This is a genomic window from uncultured Roseivirga sp., from assembly GCF_963973945.1.
Lineage (GTDB): Bacteria > Bacteroidota > Bacteroidia > Cytophagales > Cyclobacteriaceae > Roseivirga.
This window is the reverse complement of sequence record NZ_CAXBBV010000001.1, coordinates 189,347-209,846: the sequence shown is the minus strand read 5'-3', so window position 1 is coordinate 209,846 and position 20,500 is coordinate 189,347. Positions and strand designations below refer to the sequence as shown.

The 20,500-nt window shown below is 38.8% G+C and carries 17 protein-coding genes; 7 read left to right on the top strand and 10 right to left on the bottom strand.

The window, feature by feature from the left end:
- Nucleotides 1-37: 37 nt before the first annotated feature.
- Nucleotides 38-940, top strand: coding sequence for a hypothetical protein (locus AAC026_RS01045; protein ID WP_339694254.1), 903 nt, complete (start codon nucleotides 38-40; stop codon nucleotides 938-940).
- A gap of 129 nt (nucleotides 941-1,069) precedes the next feature.
- Here AAC026_RS01045 and AAC026_RS01040 read toward each other — a convergent pair whose 3' ends face one another.
- Genes AAC026_RS01040 through AAC026_RS01020 form a run of 5 tightly spaced genes read right to left on the bottom strand, consistent with a single transcriptional unit; the run spans nucleotide 1,070 to nucleotide 5,539 of the window.
- A complete protein-coding gene (locus AAC026_RS01040) occupies nucleotides 1,070-2,041 on the bottom strand; it encodes an alpha/beta fold hydrolase (RefSeq protein ID WP_339694251.1) in 972 nt (323 codons plus the stop codon).
- Between the two features lie 4 nt (nucleotides 2,042-2,045).
- Nucleotides 2,046-2,978 (bottom strand): aspartate carbamoyltransferase catalytic subunit, encoded by a 933-nt coding sequence (locus tag AAC026_RS01035; RefSeq protein ID WP_339605986.1) that lies wholly within the window; start codon nucleotides 2,976-2,978, stop codon nucleotides 2,046-2,048.
- The gene (pyrR, locus tag AAC026_RS01030) at nucleotides 2,978-3,526 is read right to left on the bottom strand and encodes a bifunctional pyr operon transcriptional regulator/uracil phosphoribosyltransferase PyrR (RefSeq protein WP_062588433.1); all 549 of its coding nucleotides are present in this window, start codon (nucleotides 3,524-3,526) and stop codon (nucleotides 2,978-2,980) included. Before pyrR ends, AAC026_RS01035 begins: the two co-directional genes overlap by 1 nt.
- Nucleotides 3,527-3,578: 52 nt before the next feature.
- Nucleotides 3,579-5,132 carry a hypothetical protein gene (locus tag AAC026_RS01025; protein WP_339694248.1) on the bottom strand — a complete coding sequence of 518 codons (1,554 nt, stop codon included), beginning with the start codon at nucleotides 5,130-5,132 and terminating at the stop codon, nucleotides 3,579-3,581.
- Nucleotides 5,132-5,539, bottom strand: coding sequence for an EVE domain-containing protein (locus tag AAC026_RS01020; RefSeq protein WP_339694245.1), 408 nt, complete (start codon nucleotides 5,537-5,539; stop codon nucleotides 5,132-5,134). Before AAC026_RS01020 ends, AAC026_RS01025 begins: the two co-directional genes overlap by 1 nt.
- 103 nt (nucleotides 5,540-5,642) lie before the next feature.
- Here AAC026_RS01020 and polX point away from each other — a divergent pair, with 103 nt between their 5' ends.
- The 4 genes from polX to purT all read left to right on the top strand — a co-directional run bounded on the left by polX (nucleotide 5,643) and on the right by purT (nucleotide 9,901).
- Complete coding sequence (gene polX, locus AAC026_RS01015) at nucleotides 5,643-7,355, top strand: DNA polymerase/3'-5' exonuclease PolX (RefSeq protein ID WP_339694242.1); 1,713 nt, start codon at nucleotides 5,643-5,645, stop codon at nucleotides 7,353-7,355.
- Nucleotides 7,348-8,364 carry a glycosyltransferase family 9 protein gene (locus AAC026_RS01010; RefSeq protein WP_339694239.1) on the top strand — a complete coding sequence of 339 codons (1,017 nt, stop codon included), beginning with the start codon at nucleotides 7,348-7,350 and terminating at the stop codon, nucleotides 8,362-8,364. Before polX ends, AAC026_RS01010 begins: the two co-directional genes overlap by 8 nt.
- Nucleotides 8,361-8,630, top strand: a complete 270-nt coding sequence (locus tag AAC026_RS01005) for a hypothetical protein (protein ID WP_339694237.1) — start codon at nucleotides 8,361-8,363, stop codon at nucleotides 8,628-8,630. The genes AAC026_RS01010 and AAC026_RS01005 overlap by 4 nt, the downstream gene beginning before the upstream one ends.
- Before the next feature lie 113 nt (nucleotides 8,631-8,743).
- Nucleotides 8,744-9,901 carry a formate-dependent phosphoribosylglycinamide formyltransferase gene (gene purT / locus AAC026_RS01000; protein ID WP_339694234.1) on the top strand — a complete coding sequence of 386 codons (1,158 nt, stop codon included), beginning with the start codon at nucleotides 8,744-8,746 and terminating at the stop codon, nucleotides 9,899-9,901.
- 6 nt (nucleotides 9,902-9,907) lie between these two features.
- Here purT and AAC026_RS00995 read toward each other — a convergent pair whose 3' ends face one another.
- The 3 genes from AAC026_RS00995 to AAC026_RS00985 are packed head-to-tail and all read right to left on the bottom strand — an operon-like array spanning nucleotide 9,908 to nucleotide 14,539.
- Complete coding sequence (locus AAC026_RS00995) at nucleotides 9,908-12,595, bottom strand: DEAD/DEAH box helicase family protein (protein WP_339695307.1); 2,688 nt, start codon at nucleotides 12,593-12,595, stop codon at nucleotides 9,908-9,910.
- 34 nt (nucleotides 12,596-12,629) lie between these two features.
- Nucleotides 12,630-13,172 (bottom strand): hypothetical protein, encoded by a 543-nt coding sequence (locus AAC026_RS00990; protein WP_339694231.1) that lies wholly within the window; start codon nucleotides 13,170-13,172, stop codon nucleotides 12,630-12,632.
- Nucleotides 13,173-13,186: 14 nt separating this feature from the next.
- Nucleotides 13,187-14,539, bottom strand: coding sequence for a PhoH family protein (locus tag AAC026_RS00985; RefSeq protein WP_339605994.1), 1,353 nt, complete (start codon nucleotides 14,537-14,539; stop codon nucleotides 13,187-13,189).
- Between the two features lie 194 nt (nucleotides 14,540-14,733).
- On the opposite strand from AAC026_RS00985, the gene AAC026_RS00980 reads away from it, so the two are divergent.
- Both AAC026_RS00980 and AAC026_RS00975 read left to right on the top strand, forming a co-directional pair.
- The gene (locus tag AAC026_RS00980; RefSeq protein ID WP_339694228.1) at nucleotides 14,734-16,101 is read left to right on the top strand and encodes a Gfo/Idh/MocA family oxidoreductase; all 1,368 of its coding nucleotides are present in this window, start codon (nucleotides 14,734-14,736) and stop codon (nucleotides 16,099-16,101) included.
- A 44-nt stretch (nucleotides 16,102-16,145) separates the two neighbouring features.
- The gene (locus tag AAC026_RS00975; RefSeq protein WP_339694226.1) at nucleotides 16,146-16,661 is read left to right on the top strand and encodes a hypothetical protein; all 516 of its coding nucleotides are present in this window, start codon (nucleotides 16,146-16,148) and stop codon (nucleotides 16,659-16,661) included.
- 406 nt (nucleotides 16,662-17,067) lie between these two features.
- Here the strand turns inward: AAC026_RS00975 and AAC026_RS00970 are convergent, their stop codons facing one another.
- Nucleotides 17,068-18,297 carry a DUF4249 domain-containing protein gene (locus AAC026_RS00970; RefSeq protein WP_339694223.1) on the bottom strand — a complete coding sequence of 410 codons (1,230 nt, stop codon included), beginning with the start codon at nucleotides 18,295-18,297 and terminating at the stop codon, nucleotides 17,068-17,070.
- Nucleotides 18,284-20,488: a hypothetical protein gene (locus AAC026_RS00965; RefSeq protein ID WP_339694220.1), complete on the bottom strand. Its 2,205-nt coding sequence runs from the start codon at nucleotides 20,486-20,488 to the stop codon at nucleotides 18,284-18,286. Before AAC026_RS00965 ends, AAC026_RS00970 begins: the two co-directional genes overlap by 14 nt.
- Between the last annotated feature and the right edge of the window lie 12 nt (nucleotides 20,489-20,500).

Here is a 20,500-nt window from a genome sequence, read left to right as displayed (position 1 = left end):
ATTAGTATGCACTTTGCCAAGAGCTAAATACGTGAATATGAAAATAATTGATGAGCTAATTGATGACTTGAGTAGTGACAATAAAGAGTTATCCGATATTTTAATTCGGACGAAAGTACTAGCTCATAAACTCAAAAATCAAACATTAATAGCTTGGATAAACAAGGAAGTAAATGGTTATAATGAAAGCGATTCTCTACCTGTTTATAGAAAGCTATCTGCCGTAGTTACAGGAGTTATATCCAATGGTTATCAAAGGTTTGATAACTACCCAATCCCAATGATGCACTTAGAAAAAAAGACCCGAGAGAGTTTTATCAAAATGCACTTGGATCATAGTATCGCAACTTTGGAGGACTTCGTAAGCTCTGAGAATACTCAAATGATGAAACACATTGATCCATCATTTTATAAACTTTTTAATCAAAACTCTGGGAATGGATTTTTTGTTGAATACGCAAAATCCGAAATTCATAAATCTCAAGTGCATGAAAGCTTAATTTCAATCAAGTCAAAACTCCTTGATTTTCTTTTGGACCTTAATGACGAAATAATTTTTGAAGATGATATTCAGGGTTCTAAGGAAGAAATCAAGAAAACAATTGATAACCTTTTTAATAACTCAGTCTTTGGAGACAATACAACTATAATTGTGGGTGAAGGGAACAGTCAAAAAATTAATATCAAATACTCAAAGGGAAATTTTAAAGTACTTGAAGAACTCCTTAAAAAGCACCAACTATCAGAAACATACATCAGGGAGCTTCAAGAGATAATAGATGACGACAATCCTGATAAAACAAATATGCTTTTCGGGGAAAAAGTAAAGACTTGGGTAAACAGCATGATGACAAAGGCAATGGAAAATTCTTGGGACATTGGCTTAGGTGCAGCCGGAAATTTATTGTCAGAAGGAATTAAGGCTTACTATGGATGGTAAATTTATTTTTTACTAAAAGACAAAAATGACTAAAAGTTTCTTTTCACTTCTTCTGTCTTTAAAATCAACCATTACAATCATAGATTCCTCAGTACCTGCGACAGGTACTCACCTCAACTTTCTGAAAAATTACTTTCTCAAGAAATCATTCACCGCTTGAGTGTATCGGTCTTTGTACTCTGACCTGGTGTAGAGTTGCACGTGGTCTGCACCTTCAAAGAGTTCAGCGTGTACATTGCTGAGTCCTTTGATTTCATCTTCCAAAATTGAAGCGGGTGTTGTTGAATCGCCATTGCCATATAGGACTAGGGTTGGTAACGGGTTATGACTCAATAGATAAGAGAACTTCATGTTGCTTCCCCAGTCGTCAATTACATGATCGAACTTATTGAACGACATGTCGAAGATGAAGCCCGGAATTCCCATGTTTTCGCTTTCTACCTTTGTGGTAGCATAAATATTACTCAAAGGGCTATCGAGGATTAGCTTGTCTACTTTTAAGCCTTCATTTTGGGCGAATTCAACTAAGTCTGGTCGGTTGACTGTAATGGCACTGGCCATTGCACCCATTGAAAAGCCCCAAAGTACGAACTCATTTTGCCCATAATTGTCTTTCAGCATTTTCATAGCACCCGTAATGTCTTCGGCAAATTCATAACCCAAGGCTGTTTCCGCATCATCTGATTTTCCGGAGTTTCTTAGGTCTGGAATGAAAACATTGTAAAGTGAGTCAAGCCCTGTTTCTTTCACTAGAGCCAAGTACTTCATTGTCTTTAGTCGGTTAGACGTACGCCCATGATTGATCATCAAAGTTTTTGTAATGCCTTCTTTTGAAGCAGGAACATACCAGCCGTTTAGGTTGATACCATCGGTCAAGGTTTCAAAATCAACTTCTTCAAAATTAGGGTAGCCATAATCCGCAGGGTCACGATTTTCACCGATACCAAACTTGGTAATCATGGCGGTGTCGCTTAATACATAATCAAAAGTATAGCGGTCATAATCCGTAATCAGTTTTACCGTGTAAGGCAATACTAAGAAATAGAATGCTGCAATCACTAGCAAAAGGCCAATGATCATGATTTTGAAAAACTTCTTCATGATTTTAATTTTTTGAGAGCGAAGCGAGTAAGTACAACACGGCCATTCGTACAGCCACACCATTTTCTACCTGATCTAAGATGATGGCATGATCGGAATCTGCCACATCACTGCTCAGTTCTACCCCGCGGTTTATGGGCCCGGGGTGCATGATTACAATCTCTTTATTGAGTGAATCTAGCAGCTTTTTATTGATGCCGTAATAGAGCGAATATTCGCGAAGCGAAGGAAAATACTTGATCTGTTGGCGCTCCAGCTGGATTCTTAATACGTTGGCTACATCGCACCATTCTAGTGCTTTTCTTACGTTCAATTCTACCTTCACCCCAAGCGAGGCAATGTGTTTTGGAAGTAACGTTATTGGCCCACAAACCATTACTTCGGCCCCCAATTTTTGTAAGGCAAATATGTTTGAAAGCGCCACACGCGAGTGAAGAATATCTCCAATGATGGCTACTTTTTTCCCAGCCACACCACCTAGCCTCTGTCGAATCGAGAAGGTATCGAGTAAAGCCTGAGTAGGGTGTTCGTGGGTGCCATCGCCAGCGTTTACAATGTTGGCTTTAATGTGTTTTGAAAGAAAATGCGGTGCGCCAGGACTGGCGTGTCGCATTACAATCATGTCTACTTTCATAGACAAAATATTGTTTACCGTATCAAGCAGGGTTTCTCCTTTTTTTACTGAACTATTGCTCGAAGAAAAGTTTACTATATCGGCTGAAAGCCTTTTTTCTGCCAATTCAAATGACAGCTTTGTACGGGTTGAGTTTTCGAAGAATACGTTGGCGACAGTTACATCGCGCAAGGAAGGCACCTTTTTGATGGGTCTGTTGATGACGTCTTTAAACTCATCGGCAGTTTCAAAAATAAGTTCAATATCTCCAGGCGTTAAATCCTTGATTCCCAAAAGATGTTTGACACTTAACTGTTCCTGCATTATTCTTCTTCGTTAGTCATTAACCAAATGTTGTCGTCATCAACGCCTTGCCCTTTCCATTCCACCAAAACTTTGTGCGAATCAAGTGTATTTACCTGTCTACCTACATAATCGGGCTTAATGGGTACATGCCTTGAGTATTTTCTTTCTACTAAAACAAGTAACTCTACTTTGGCCGGACGACCATAAGCAATCATGGCATCCATTGCAGCTCTGATAGAGCGACCCGTATAAAACACATCGTCAATCAGAATTACCTTTTTGCCCTCAATCAAAAAGTCAATTTTGGTTTCGTTAGCGCGTTTTGGAGAGTCTCTTCTTCTGAAGTCATCACGATAAAATGTAGAATCTAAGTAACCGAGTTCGATTTCTGTTCCAGTAATTTCTAGAAGTCTTTCCTTAATACGCTCGGCAAAGAAAATGCCTCTAGGCTGAAGGCCTAAGATTACGGTATTATCAAAATTCTGGTGGTTTTCTATCAGTTCCTGACAGAGGCGGCCGATAGTGATGGCCAGTTGTGGATGTCCTAAAAGGAGTCTGCGTTGCATTTCAAGTGTCAAAGATACTAAAAGGATTGGCTACTGGAACGATTCATGCCAATTAATCGCTGCCATTTCCTTTCTGGTTCGGATTTAACGATATTTTATTGATGAAAAAAACCTTTCTCAAGTCACCATTACTTTCTCCTGAATGAATGCTTTGAACACCATAAACGATAAAGTAATTATCATACCATTTTAAGGTTCCTGAGCTGTTTTCATTCTCATATCTTAATTTGTCTTGTGGGTCACCTAATTCCAAGTTGTCAACGACTACTTCATTGTCTTCTTGACTGTTCATCAATTTACCGTATACTTCGGTTTCAAAGTAATAGGCATACATTCCTTTATCCTTATCCCAAATAAATCCTCCAAATGGTTCGGGAGACCCTTTTCCTTCTTGGGGAACCTCAACCCAATCGTCCCATTGAATATTACCTTTTTTATCTAAAACTAAAGTGTATGCATGGGTGAATTGGAATGACTCCTTTTGGTGAGGAGTGTCATTATATCCGTTAAAATCTTCATTTCTGTTTCTAAACCCCGTAGGATAGTTTGTCCCCGCCCATCCGATATTATTACTATCATGACTATAGCTCCGAAGAAATTCTCCAAAGACGATAAGTTGATCTTCATCTTCAATCATTTCAGAAAACAATGGCTGAACTCTATAGCGCACCTCTCTGCCTTTGCTTTTAGCTGATTCTGCTTTTTCGCGATACCTCTTGGACTTTTTCTCTCCCAAGTAGGAAAAGAAATGTTCTAGTTCGCCAAAGCCATAATATTTCATGGTTTGAAGCCCAGTCCTGTCCACATGATTTACAAATAATCCCGCTGGGCTGTTGGTAGCTTTATAAGAATATATACCTACAATAACCTGTGAGATATCATTTATGGATGAAGAAATTGCCGAAGTAAGGTGGTAGTCTTTTTTTGTCTCCAGCTCATAATCTCTAATCGAATTTCCCAAGTAATCATAAGTGTTTACCATAATGGTTTGATCTCGATTCTTGTTGTATTTTGATGCGAGTACATTAAAAGTTAGGCTGTCGCTATTGATTCGTACTTCAATAAGCTTTGACTCATTCTGATAAACGTTAGAAAGCGCTTGAATTTTATCATTCTCTAAATTAAGAGCGAAAACGACTGGCCTACTTTCAAAGTATCCCCCTATAACCGCAGTATTTTGGATAATCTCAAATTCTTGAATGTCTAACTCTAGAACTTCCTTGGGGTTAAACTCTTCAACATCTCCAGTTCGATTGTCTATACTTATTATTTTTATTTTTAACCTACTTGGGAACTCCTGAAGCATCAGGTAAGTTTTGTCATGAACAGAATGGTAACCCAAGAGCTCAAACCCTCTTTTTATCATTACAACTCTTTCCCATTTTTGGTTAAAATCAATATCTAACTGTTTGATGGAGAGGGTATATTCTTTAAGCCCGCTGTAGTCCGCTTGTACCAAGGTTAACCCCAGTTTTTCATTTGAAATTAACAAATAATCTTCGTCTCGCCATTCGTATTCTAGCTCATATCTATTATGATTCTCAATTTGCGCTTGTGCAAATTGAGAGAGGATAAATAGGCTCGATATGAATAGGAATTGACGCACTAGGATTGAGATTTTTCTAAAATGATGTCAAACTCTTCTTTTTTAACGGACTGTACTGAAAGACGAGATAAGCGTAGTAAATCCATGTTTTCAAGCCTATCGTCTGCTTTTACATCTTCTAAAGTTACTGGCTTCTTTAGTTTTTCTTTGGGCGAAAAATCAACAACTACCCAGCGGTCATCATCGGTAGTTGGGTCGGGGTAATGCTCTTTTACGCACTCCGCGATTCCAACAATCGCCTTTTCCTTTACGCTATGGTAGAAAAAAGCCAAATCGCCCACTTTCATTGCTTTCATGTTATTTCGGGCAGCATAGTTTCTCACACCATCCCAAAGGTCGGTACCTTTTGCCACCAGATCGTCCCAAGAGTAGGTATTCGGTTCCGATTTGATCAACCAATAGTTCATAAAGACTTATTTTTGAATTAGCTTTCGATGGAATTTAGGAAATGTTCAATGATTAAAAAAGTGAACCTTTCTTTCAAATAATTTCGAACTAAAAATTGCTGCTTTGGACAACAAGACTATTCTTAAACAATTAAAGCTTCAGGCTGCCCTTATGGAGCTGCACGATGAAAACAGTTTTAAGATCAGGGGCTACCAAAATGCGGTCTTCAATCTTGATAAAACCGACATTGAGTTGGGCAATTTATCTTTGGCTGAACTCGAAAAAATTGATGGCGTAGGAAAGAGCATTGCCACCAATATTAATGAAATTAACCAAAGGGGAGTTTCTATTGCTTTAGAAGAATATCTCAAAAATACCCCAGAAGGCATTGTCGAGTTACTCGATATGAAGGGCATAGGCCCCAAAAAGATAAAAGTGCTTTGGAAGGAATTGGGCATCGAAAGTGGTCATGAACTGAAAGAAGCTGCCAATTCTGGTTTAGTGGCCAAGCTGAAAGGTTTTGGTGAAAAGACACAGCAGACCATTATAAATGCCTTAGAATTTAAAGAGGCCAACGCCCATAAACTCCATTATGCCGAAGCCGAAAAGCTAGCGGAAATCGTAATTGCAGAAATTCTCGAAATAGCTCCAGATATTAAAATTGAAGTTACTGGAGCGCTGCGAAGAAAAATGGAAGTCATCGAAGTTATTGATCTGATTGTGGGCACAGATGATATCGAAACCATTGAAGATGCCTTGGATGATGCGGAAAACTTTGAGCAAATCATTGAAGAATCAGGGCCAATTACCTGGAGAGGAAATTATAAAGCACTGAGAATTCCAATTCAACTTTCTTTTTGCGAAAAGGAAGACTTTGTAAAAGAGCAGTTTTTAAGAACCGGGAGTAATCTGCACCTCAGCTTAGAAGTAAAAGACAAACTGACTTTAAAGGACATTGTAAGACAACAAGAATTCTCTTCAGAAAAAGAAATTTATGCTGCGGCTGGTTTGGGCGAAATTGTTCCTGAAATGCGTGAGGGTACTTTCGAAATTGAAGCGGCTAAAAACGGAAAACTGCCTGAGTTGGTAGAAATGAAAGATCTGAAAGGCATTCTTCACAACCATTCCACTTACAGTGACGGAAAGCACAGCCTTGAACAAATGGCGCAACATTGCAAAGATTTGGGCTATGAATACCTCGGTATTTGCGATCACAGCAAATCAGCTTTTTATGCCAATGGACTTTATGAAAACCGGGTAATTCAACAGCACGAAGAAATTGATCAGCTGAACGAAAAGCTAGCGCCCTTTAAAATTTTCAAAGGCATTGAGTCTGATATTCTTTATGATGGCCAACTTGATTATACCGATGATGTTTTAGCGAGCTTTGATTTCATTGTGGCTTCCGTGCATTCAATTTTGAACATGAATATTGAAAAGGCCACACAACGACTTTTAACGGCCATTGAAAATCCATACACTACCATTTTAGGTCACCCAACCGGGCGTTTATTGCTTAGAAGAGAAGGTTACCCGATTGACCATAAAATGGTAATTGACCATTGTGCAAAACATAATGTGGTGATTGAAATCAATGCCAATCCGTGGCGACTGGATTTAGACTGGCGCTGGGTACATTATGCTTTAGAACAAGGCGTAAAACTGGCGATTAACCCCGATGCGCATGAAATGGATGGCTACCAACATATGTATTATGGTCTGCTGGCTGGCCGTAAAGGTGGGCTTACAGCCGACATGACATTTAATGCTTTAAGCGCTGAAGAAATCGGGAAATACTTTGCGGAGCGCAAACAAAAAATCGCAGTGAATGGCTAAGCAAAAAATCCTTGTACTTCGGTTTTCATCCATTGGCGATATCGTGCTCACCACTCCTATTGTGCGCGCACTGAAAACGCAGCTAGATGATGCTGAAATTCACTTTTGTACAAAGGTGAGTTTCGCTTCGATTTTAGAAGCCAACCCTTACATTGATAAAGTGCATTTGCTAGAAAAGGACTTAAATCCTTTGATTGCCGAACTGAAGAAAGAGAACTTCGACCACATTGTAGACCTCCATAATAACCTTCGCACACGCATTATAAAAACCCGTTTGGGCAAACCGAGTAACGCATTCGATAAGCTGAATTGGGAAAAGTGGCTGATCGTCAATTTCAAAGTGAACAAACTGCCGAATGTGCACATTGTAGATCGTTATTTTGAAACGGTAAAGCCTTTGGGGGTGAAGAAAGACATGCTCGGCCTTGATTACTTTATTCCTGAAAAGGATGAAGTAGAAAAAGACTGGCTTCCAGAAACCCACCGCAACGGATACATTGCCTTTGCCATTGGTGGCCAGCTCAACACCAAGAAACTACCCATCGATCGGATGATTGAGCTTTGCGATAAAATCAACAAGCCGATTGTGGTTTTGGGCGGAAAGGAAGACGTAGAAAATGGAGAAAGGCTCGAAGACTTCTTCAACCGAAAACACGACAAGGAAGATATGATTTCGCCTTTGGAGGAAATGGGCAAGAAGGCCATTATTTATAATGCTTGCGGAAAATTCAATCTCAATCAATCGGCTTCAATATTAAAAGGTGCCAGCCATGTGTTCACCCACGATACAGGCTTAATGCACATTGCTGCGGCCTTCAACAAAAACATTTTTTCCATTTGGGGAAATACCATTCCTGAGTTTGGAATGTATCCTTACCAAACAAAATTCACCATTTTAGAAAACAAGAAGCTGGATTGCAGGCCTTGTTCTAAAATCGGTTTTGATAAATGCCCGAAGGGACATTTCAAGTGCATGAACGATATTATTTTTGACTTCTGGATTCCATGAAACACCACCATATTCAACGTACCTCATTGGCCTTTTTTCTTGCATCCCTTGTTTTGGAAGTTGGGATGAGAACGGATAAAATCACTTCGGAAGATCATTCTTTAACTATGGGTATTTCATTAGGGCTCATTCTTTTTGCCATTGGTATGAATGTAAGTATTGTGAAAAAAATGGGCATTCCAAAGCGTGAAAAAAACATCAGCCAAGCCCTTGGATTGCTGTATGCTGTTTATGCCCTAATTGTATATGCAATTCTCCCTGTCTAAAACTTAATTCCTCACTATATATTCCTTTGGCATAAGCCAGTGTTAACAAATTATAAACAACGACTAATTTCATAGGATAAATTTTATATTTGTAGGTCAATCCAATCAAAACTATGCAAAAAAGGATTCTTCTTTTAGGCTCCGGAGAGCTGGGTAAAGAGTTTGTTATCGCTTGTCAAAGGTTAGGCCAGCATGTTATCGCTGTCGATAGTTACGATCAAGCCCCTGCCATGCAAGTAGCACATCAATGCGAGGTAATTAATATGCTAGACGGGGAGGAGCTGGACCGCATTGTTGCAAAGCATAAGCCAGATTTGATTGTTCCAGAAATTGAAGCCATTCGCACCGAGAGGTTATACGATTATGAGAAACAAGGTATGCAGGTGGTACCTAGTGCCAAAGCAGCCAACTTCACCATGAATCGCAAATCCATTCGTGATTTAGCAGCTACAGAACTGAGAGTACGTACGCCAAAATTTCTGTATGCCTCCAGCTTAGACGAACTGATTATCTCTGTCAATAAAATAGGATTCCCTTGTGTGGTAAAACCATTGATGTCCTCTTCTGGAAAAGGACAATCGGTGATCAAGGACATTACGGATATAGAAATGGCTTGGTCAGCCGCAGGCAAAGCACGTGGTGAGGCTACTCGAAAAGTGATTGTGGAGGAATTTATCGAGTTTGAATCAGAAATAACGATACTGACCGTAACACAAAAAAATGGCGAAACACTTTTTTGTGCACCCATTGGCCACCGCCAAGAGAGAGGGGATTACATGGAAAGTTGGCAACCAGCCGCTATATCTTCTGGGCAGCTTCAACGCGCACAAAAAATTGCTCAAAAAGTGACCAAGGCTTTAGGCGGAGCGGGAATTTGGGGTGTAGAATTCTTTCTTACCAAAGACGATGTTTATTTCTCTGAACTTTCCCCAAGACCGCACGATACCGGCATGGTAACCTTAGCTGGAACTCAAAACTTTAATCAGTTTGAATTACATGCTAGGGCTGTTTTGGGCTTGCCTATTCCTGAAATAAAATTAGAGCGTAACGGAGCCAGTGCGGTAATTTTAACCGAGTCTGCTGGTACCGAACCTGTATATTCTGGCTTAGAAGAAGCTGCAAGTTTTCCTGATACTGACTTTAGAATTTTCGGTAAACCCGTTACCCGTCCGTTCCGCAGAATGGGAGTAGCCTTGGCTTATGGAGAAGTGTCTACAGATGAACTAAGAGCACGCGCTACTCAGGTTGCTAAGGCGATAAAGGTGAGGTAGATTTATTTACCTCCACTTATTAATTCTTTCTGCCTTTTCTTGAAACTGTGAAGCTAAAGATTCCACACGAGATTTTAAGACTAGCTTCCTTCCATCTATTGTTCGGGTATAGATTAGTGCATTGTCCCCAACCAAGCTTTTCCACTTATTGGCAAAAAAGGTTGCTGATCTTTTATTCCTTCCTATAACCTCTGGAACTGAATGATAATCCTTTTGAGACAATAGCTGAACAAAAAAGCTTTTTCGAACAATGATATAACGAGGGTTGTTAATTGGGCCAACAACTTCTTCCATGGCATTTATGAAGGCTGATTTTTCGAATGTTGTTCCACCAATTAAGTGACAGAAAATAGAGCCTTCTTCATCAAGATTTGTATCTACTTTTAATTTCTCCGTTGAGGATTTAATTACTCCTTCGTTAATCAGAGAAGCCAAAAGTGTATTTCCAATTCCATGTATATCCTTTGAGATATCTCTGTATGAAATATACAACCGCATGGAAATAATGGCCATTCTCCCAAAAAGTAGAACCCCTATTCCACCAGCTATCATTAGGAAAATTATTACTTCCTCCTTTGATCTCCAATTCCGAAAAAAGCGACCAAAAGCATCTAAGGTTTCGATTATGAACCCTCCAACAGCAGAACCGAGAGTTGCTAGAAGGTATTTAATCGTTCGGTTGTATACCATTCTTTTTTCCCTAGGGTAGGATTGATCTCTGCTTTCGAAGGGTATTTTTATTTCTTCAATAAGTAAGTTACCAGACTCTAGCGCTGTGTGCCATTTGTTTTTCAAATCTTCCCGAAGAATGGATTTTGATAAAGTCATATTATTGAATTTCTCTATCTCCATTTTATCGGTTAAATCTTTAGGAATACCTAGGCGGTTTAGCCCATTTTCAATAGACAAATTCTCCTGATTGTTTACCCCAACAAAACTCTTAAAGCGTCTTGATAAAACCTTTAAATCACCACCACCATCTTTTTCATAAGGGTTTACACAGGCCAAATGCCAAATATTAGAAATTTTCTCTTTATTGGTCTCATGCGACCTTATGGCTCTGCCCCTCATTTGATTCGAGAGCACATAGGATCCAACAAAACTTGCCAAGATTAGGCTGTTAATACAGGGAGCATCCCATCCTTCTCCAAGCAAAGACTTTGTGCCTACAATAATATTTACATAACCTTCTTCAAAAACTTGAGTGATAATATGAACAAGCTCATGTTTTAGCTGAGGACTAGCTTCAATTTGAAAATACAGATCATCATACGGCAGGGTAGTGGCATAAACGGAGATGACCCCTGCTTTTGCCGCTTTATCTTGGAAAGCCTCATAAGCCGATTTTGGAATAATAATTAATGAGCCAGTTAGCACAGCCATTTTTAGGTCGCTGCCGAAACCTCTTCGAATCATTTCAAAAACAGGAAGGACCCCGATTTTATTGAGTTCCATATTATTGGTGGGGCTCTTCACTAAGTATTCCTTACGGATATAATCACATAAAATCACCATTCTTAGATCAGCCCCTAAATGGTCACTTTCTGATTTAAAAATGCTCTTTATACTATTCAGTTTACTTATACTTGAAGTAAGGTATTTACTAGTTTTTTCAGAATCTGTTAAACTTATTTTGGTTCGTTCTAAAATACCCGCCTGTCTTAATTTGTTAGTCAAACTTTCCTTTAAAAGGACGTCCTTATCAATTTCAAAATCTCTATATAAATAGAATCTCAAAAGCTCTTCGGCCCACTGATAGCTTAACTCGGGAAGCTCAAATGTTTTAGCTCCTATAATTTTTAGGTGACCCTCAGGAATAAAATGGCCTTTAGTGTTCAGATAAATGAGTAGCGCTGCATAGTATTCAATATTACTGTATATCCATTCTAGATGAATTTCTGGATTTGTGAAAAGTGGATGGCGACTCAGAGCATTTGGCAGTGCTTCATTTGTTTTTAGGTAGTTAAAAACTCCCTCAATATTCTTCCTATGCCTATATATCTTTTCTGCTTCAGCCGCACCAGGAAAGGAGAGAAAGACATAGTCTTGATGGGGGCACAAGTTTCCCGCTACCACAAGCTCAGGTACTGATATTTCAGCGTCAACAGGGCCATTAAGGTCCAAGTATCGTTCCCATTCCTGATATGAAACATCATATGGCGGGGTAGCTGTCAACCCAACTATTGTTGGGTTTAGTATATCTTTTACTTTTATGAGAGATTCCCACCATGCATTTTTCAAATGATGGGCTTCATCTACAACAATGGTTCGAACACCTATATTTTTTAGTTTAGAAATTACCTCACTTTCTGAAGGTTTTATATCGCTTATGGATTCTTTAATTCCCTCTTCCGAATTAAATGCAGCATGCAAAGACTGGTAAGTGACCACTGTTAAAAAGAGAGGGTTTTTGATATCTCTAGAAATCCATTTAGGTTTTATCTGAACATTTAAAAACAAATCGCAAAACCTTTGAATCCATTGATTTCTAATGGCCAAAGTAGGTGCCAAAATTAAGGTTGGTTTATTTAATCGAATGGCTATTTCAAGCCCTAGAATAGTTTTACCCGAACCCGGAGGGGCTATTATGTGTAAATGATTATCGTCCAGATGCTCTTCTAATTGCTCAAGAACTCTCTTTTGATAAACCCTCCAAGGGTGTTTGAATTTTGTATTGGGGGGGAAATTTTTCAGAGGATTTGAAGTTTGGTTTTTGTAGGACAGTTGTTTATTTTTTATTCAAGTACTGGTTATACTTTACCTTCTTCAAAGTATCTCCATCAAAAACTAGGATATCGTTTGAAACTGATTTTACTGGCACAGTATCAAACGCTCTTCCATACTGCGAGAAGCCGTAATCAAAAATCAAATAGGACTTACCTTCTGTCTGATATAAACTAAAATTAGTGTTGAAATTAGCGGTATATCTTGGCTCTTCCTTTAGTGCTTGTGTGGTATCTAACTCATAAAATGAACCAATTCCATGTGTTTTGTCGTCAAATTCTATTTGCAAAATTTCAATGGATTTATAGGGTTCGATTTTTAACAACGTGTCCTCATCCCACGTATAGAAATGCTCAAACCTACCCGAGTCAGTTTTAATAATGTACGTAATTTGCATCGTATCAAAATCCCCACGTCCACCTATTGTATCAAACACGTGAATCGATTTTTCTGTATAGTCCCAAAGTCCAGATATGTCGTCAACCGAATTATTGCCGCATGAAAAGAACAATAAACCTAAAACCATAAACTTGATTGTTCTCAACATAAAGCCTGATTCAATTACAACATCTCATTCGCCAAATTCGCTAACTCAGATCTCTCGCCTTTTTCAAGGGTAATGTGCGCGTACAATGGATGATCTTTTACGCGATCAATCAAATAAGAAAGTCCATTTGATTGTGAGTCTAAGTAAGGCGTATCAATTTGGTAGATATCGCCTGTAAATACGATTTTGGTATTTTCACCTGCTCGGGTTATAATCGTTTTGATTTCATGTGGCGTTAGGTTTTGGGCTTCGTCTACAATAAAGAAAATGTTCGATAAACTTCTTCCACGGATATAAGCTAAAGGCGTAATCATCAGTTTTTCTTTGGCCACCATATCGGTAATGGTTTTAAATTCCTTATCCGATTCTTTGTACTGGTTCTGAATGAATTTGAGGTTGTCCCAAAGTGGCTCCATATAAGGGTTCAACTTCGATTTAATATCGCCCGGCAAATAACCAATGTCTTTATTGCTCAAAGGCACAATCGGTCGGGCCAAGTAAATTTGCTTGTATTCTCTGCGTTGCTCCAAAGCACCCGCCAAAGTCAGCAAGGTTTTTCCTGTTCCTGCTACCCCCTGAATGGTCACTAGTTTAACATCAGGATTCATAATGGCATCAATAGCAAATGTTTGTTCTGCATTGCGTGGTTTAATGCCCGAAACAGGTCGTTTATCTACCTTATGAATACAGTCTTCCTGCGAATTATATCGTGCAAGCACCGAGTTTTTATCACTTTTTAAAATGAAGTATTGATTAGGGTGTGCCTTCTTTCTTTTCAGTACTTCCTTAGGGCTAATGGTGCCATCTTCATAAAGGTGATTCACTAAGTCAGAATCTACCTTTTCGATTTCAATCATTCCTTTTCTAAGCGACTGAACGTTTTTGATCTTTCCAGTCTCGTAATCTTCGGCTGCCAAGCCCATCGATTTTGCTTTGAGCCTAAGGTTAATATCCTTGCTAACAAGAATCACTTTTCTGCCTTTGTTTTCATCGCGCATGCGAAGGGCGGCATTGAGAATTCGGTGATCGTTTTTAGTTTCTCCAAACACCTCATTGGCATCCAGTTCTCCTTTACCCGAACCAGCTTCCATTATTACCTTCAGGCTACCGCGGGTTTTCCCGTTAAGGGGAATCCAGTCTTGCAAAGATTTATCCTGCGCCAGCTTATCGAGTAAACGAGTAAACTCACGGGCTTCAAAGTTTTTGGTGTCATTTCCTTTTTTGAACTGATCCAATTCTTCCAACACGGTAATGGGAATCCCAATATCGTGTTCTTCGAAATTCATGATGGAGATGTGTTCAAAAAGTATTACAGAAGTATCAAGTACGAAAATTTTCTTCTCACTCAGCGTCTTAGCTCTTGCCATATCGAATTGATCAATAATTAAGTAGAAAGGTTGTTTTAAGTTAGTAAAATAATGGTTGAAACAAGCCCAGTAAGCTTTATTAATATAGGCTTAACACGGGTTTTTAATTAAAATATTGAAAATGAATGAGTTAAATTCATGGGCTGCATCATTGGAAAAAATACCTTAATTTGAACACCAAAACTTACACAACTATGACACCTCCACTTTCCAGAAGAAATTTTATAAGAAACACGGCAACTGTTGGAGCAGCATTGCCTTTCGTATCGTCATCAATGCTTTTTTCAGATCAAAAGAAGTCTGTTATCAGAATGGGCTTTATTGGTACTGGCGAAAGGGGCAGAGGCCAATTAAATGTAGCTTTATTAAGAGACGATGTTGAAGTAGTTGCTATTTGTGATGTGGACAATGCGGTTTTGCAAAAGGCCGAAGACATGATTACAAAAAGCGGAGGTAAAAAGCCTGTACGTTTTGACGGTGATGGAGAAGCCTATCACAAGATGCTCGAAATGGATAACTTGGATGCCGTATATATTGCTACTCCGTGGATTTGGCATGTGCCAATGGCCGTTGCAGCCATGAAAGCGGGAAAAGCTGTAGCCTTAGAGGTTTCTGGCGCTACAGACATAGAAGAATGTTGGGACTTGGTAAATGCGCAAGAAGAAACGGGCGTACCACTAATGTTTATGGAAAACGTGTGTTACAGAAGAGATGTAATGGCGGTTTTAAATATGGTACGCGATGACCTTTTTGGTGAAATGATTCATCTGGAGGGAGGCTATCAACATGACCTTAGGGGCGTAAAACTGAACGATGGTAAATCGGCCTACGGACAAGGGGTTGAGTTTGGTGAAAATGGATATAGCGAATCGAAATGGAGAACCACACATTCGGTACATAGAAATGCAGAGCTTTACCCAACTCACGGGCTAGGACCAGTTGCCACTGCCATTAATCTGAATAGGGGTAACCGTATGTCTTATCTTACTTCAATGAGTTCGAAGAGTAGAGGTTTACACGATTATATTGTGAATCACCCTAAAGGAGGAAAAGATCACCCGAACGCCAAAGTAGATTTCAAATTGGGCGATGTGGTGACAACTATGATTAGAACAATAAACGGTGAAACCATTAACCTTACGCATGATACCAATCTTCCAAGACCTTATTCTTTAGGCTTCCGCTTTCAGGGAACCAAAGGACTTTGGATGGACATCAATAAATCGCTCTATGTAGAAGGGCAAGGCCGACCACATCAGTGGCAGTCTGACAAAGAGATGATGGAGAAATACGATCATCCGCTTTGGAAAAAGTATGGTGAAAAAGCTTCGGGTGCTGGTCATGGCGGTATGGATTTCTTTGTATTCCATGCCTTTATTGAAGCCCTGAAAAGAGGTGCGCCAATGCCAATTGATGTCTATGATGGTGCTGCTTGGATGGCCGTTACTGCGCTTTCAGAACAATCAATCTTGCAAGGTGGTGAACCAGTTCAGTTCCCAGACTTTACGCGTGGTAGATGGATTAATCGAAAACCTATTTTCGCGCTTGACGATAGTTATTAATAACAAAGGCCGTTCTTTAAGATCGGCCTTAATTTTTTAAATCTATGGGCATCCAGCTAGACAAGAAGGACGGTTTTATTGAATTAACAATTCGCCCAGAGCGGAAGGAGACGCTTATTGCAATTCTACTTGTTGTTCCCGTACTTGGTATTTTGGTGATGTTTGGTAAACTCATAGAACAAGCTCTAACAGACACCTTACATCCGTTCTTTATTGTTGCTTTTCTATTGTTCCTGTGGTTAGCATATAAAAATTTCTTTGGCTTTTATTGGGCAACTCTAGGTTATGAAACAGTAGAAATTCATGAGAAGTACATTAAGTTAAGTAAGCATGTGGGCAAGTTAAAGCAGAGTAAAGAATACATCATGGCCAATATCACTGAATTAAAAGTTTACGATTCTCGGAATGACCCTGGCGCTTCTGGAACGGCCATGTTTGGATTTTCAAACGTTAATGTTCAATTCAGATATGGAAAACGAACGGAGATAATTGGAAAGCAAATAACACAAGAGGAGGCCGAAGGAATAATCTTGGTGCTTAGAAATTACATTCCAAATTAATCTTGCTTTCATAGCATTCCTCTCAGTCGCTTGGCATTGCCGAGTGACTTGTACCTTGTTGGCTTGAAGCCAAACTTCTAGTAATCACTCGGTATAACCGAGCGATTGCACTTCGATTTAGGCTTAGCGAAACTTCATGAACTTTGTGGTTAAAAGTCAGCCCGCTACAACAGTCACTTCGTAGAAGTTTTTCACGTTTCACAAGACAAAACACCTTCCTTCTGTGTTACTGGACACCTCGAAGCCTTGGGGCTTACAGCATGACTTAGCTTGTTAGTGACTGCTCATAACTAGCATTGTTCAAAGAGGTATCCAACGAAGAAGTCTCCAACAGCCGCTTGACATTGCTGAGTGACCTATTTTAGGTTTAGAATGTTCATTTTTCCCAAATTGATTAATACATAGTTCAATCAATCCAATAGGTTGGTTTTTCTAGCTTCCCGTATCTGGTACAGCTCACACAAGCAGCCAAACGGAGATAGGACGTTCCATAAGGGGATGGTGAAGGCTCCCATAAATAAATCCGATAAGGAGCATTGCGCCTTTTCTCGATTGGATCATCTGGATTATAGAATGACAACGAATCTAACGTGGTAGAAATAAAATCAGACGCTTTACATTGCTGAGAAAAACCAGAAATTTGAGACGTGACTTCTACACCAAATTCATCGATATTATAAAACTTACGAAAACGTGTTACCGAAGACACCTCAAAGTAGCCTAGTACAATTTCATTCTCATCACTAACTGATGATAGATTTCCTAAAACTATACCTTGTTGTTTATCAAATAAAGATCCTGATGACTCATTAAACTCTCTAAGTTTGTTATAGTAAGCGTATGATTTATCATTGATGGAATATTGAGTCACCTCGATCGAGTATCTGTTTGTCAAATCCAAATTGTCAACCGGCAGAAATCGTAAAGGCACATCAAAAGCTCTATTTCCAGAAATTCCAGAAGTATTTGAAAGAATTAAGCTGTTCGAAAAGTTTTCCCGATAACAAGTATCTGGTACTGGCACTCTGTCATTTGATTTAGCTCCTCTCTTCCAATAATATTTTGTTGGGTAGGGGGCTACAATTTGATGTGTTTCATTCCACTCATACCTAAAAAATGAAGGGTCGGAGCTAAGCTCACCAGTATCGATGAAAATCCATAAGCCAGATATGTTTCCCCCCAATGTACTAGAGGGTAAATTAGCATAGCGTTGGCCAATCTCTTCTATTGAGGTTGGCTTTGACATTAATTCATAGCTGGACTCATAACGGCTTCCGTTTCCAGCGTCTAAAACAAAAATTAACTTATATGAAGCTCCTGCAATTGCCTGATAAGGTTCTAAAGAGAGATAGACACCCTCTCTATCTTCTTCAAAATCTATAATTTCTCCATTGTCTACCTCTATCCAAACTTGAGCTCCAGATATGGGGGCTTTAATATCAGGCTCATTAATAGGTGTTGAGTAGGATAATTTTATTTCTTGGGTTTTGTTTTCATCTGTTAGTATTCCATCTACTACAACTAGCTTCTCATATGATAAAAAACCTTTGTCTAACTCAACGGCACAACCTGAGCAAGTAACAAGACACCAGAGTAACAAAGCCGCTCTACCTTCAATTATCTTAGTCTTTCTCATTATTCGGGTTTTTAACATTAAATTTTTTGATAACTGATATTGGTGATCCTTTACTGGTCACACCCTCTATTATCATTTCAAAATCTCCAGAAAGATCAGAAGTGAAAAAAGAAAACTCCTTTGTGCCTTCTTGAACCACCCTGTATGGCGATTCCCATAAGAGCTGGATATTTTGATCTGGTATGTTTATGTTTTCTAAAGGTTTTGAAATAGACTTCGTTTTCGAATCAGAAGCCCCTTCCATTTGTAGTTGTAAAGTGTTATCTAAGTTTGCAAACCCACCAAGCCCGCCATCAATCGAAGTAAAATTTACTACTCCATCGAAAAAATTGCCTTGCAGAAAAAAACGGCTATTAAAAACATCTACCTTCTTGATTCTGTAGGGACTAAACTCTAAAAGTGCCTTGCCACTAACTGGTATTCCATCAAGAACAACTAAGGCAGGATACTTGAAGTCCAATTCGAGATAAGGTGTGCTTACTAAAAAGCCATTTGGTCTATTCTTCCTAACTCTCGCAAAAGCAATGTACTCTACGAAATGTTCTTCAATTGTTTTGAATCTCGTATAATCATCAAAAGAGTAGCTAGAAGTAAAATCAGAGTTTTCTATTACTGGAATTATTCTAGAGTTATTTTCATAAGTGGAAGGAAGGTAAAAGGCATTTTCTATTTGACTTTGAACAGCCCTATCAGTAATTTCTTGGACAAAACTAGAGTCAAGAAATACTGGTTTAAAGTTTAAATCAGGAAAATCGGAAATGAAGTTATCTTCTATTCGAATATCATATTCATTTTCGAAATCATAGACTGTGACATGGGCTTCGAAGTTCCCTCTGCTTAATGTTTCATATTCTATTAAGAATCGGCCATACTCATCGGTGATCGAACTGGCAATATTGAATGTAGATTCTCCAAGCGTTAGAATAATTGGCTTCTGAGTAGCAACGCTTCCATCTAAAAATGTAACCCTACCTGTCATTAATTCAGACTTGTGTTCTGGAAGAAAGCTTACCTCTTTTCTTAGTGGTGCTTTATTATCTTCATTGTAAATCGCATTTAAATTTTCTAAATATTCATAACTAAAATTGGTGGCGCCAGAAAAGTTAGGATTATATATTTTAGGAAGTACAAAATGATGATCAAAGCCCATGGAAGATGCCTTGCGAACGCTGATGCTGTATACCCCAGTTTCTAAAAATTGACTCAACGAAACAAGCTGTCTTGACTCAAATGCCTGATTTGTTTCTTCAGAAATCAACTGGGAATTATATAAGGAATACCCAGCCAATTCTCTACCCGCATCATCTTTAATGGCTGCTTTTAGTTTAGAAGGTGGTAATTGGTTTCTTGATACATTAATTTCTTTATTTCCCTTCTCAATTTTTCTAGTGTATACAATTGAATCGTGATGCATTATCACAAACTCACCTGAGATAGGTGAGTTTACATTTACCTTAATAGATTCTTTTAGATGTTCAATATGAATGTTTGCTACATTTTTTGATCCGTTCGGTGTATCGATAAATTCAAATCCTCTATCAGCCCTATCTATCACAATTCTGAAGTTATTTGCTGTGTCAGGAGATATATCAAAATTGCCAATACCATTGGTGTCATATGCTAAGCTTTGAGACTTTTCACCCTCTAAACCCGTTAATCGTACAGATATATTCTCGTTATGGCTGACACTACTTCCCAACTTAAAAGCAATTCTATTATTCACGCCTACCATCATCTTACCGAGCGGTTTAAATTCTATGGTTGGTTCATTAATGGAGTCCAGCTTTGGGTTATCATAACTTTGGTAGGGGTTAATAATTGTCAATGATGCTTTAGAGTAATCTTCAAAATTCCTCATCCATCGGGTATACGCTACTATATAATATTGACCGGTTTTTAAACTAGAAGCTGCAAAAAATTCACCGCTAGCGACACCAGAGCTTAATTCATGCTTCTTTTGATATACAACTCCCTCTTCTCCCACAATTTGGATATAGGCGTATTTACTCAAAGGAGAAATACGCCCTGTTTTACTACTTACACAGAAGAGCGTGTAATGAATGGTTTCACCCACTAAATGATGACTACCATTAGCGTGAATCAATACATTTTCCCTCACATTATCACTTTGTGATTGAGCAGACTGCCAAGCAAAAATTAGTAAGATTAGTATATAAAGTTTTCGCCTCATTGAATTTTCATC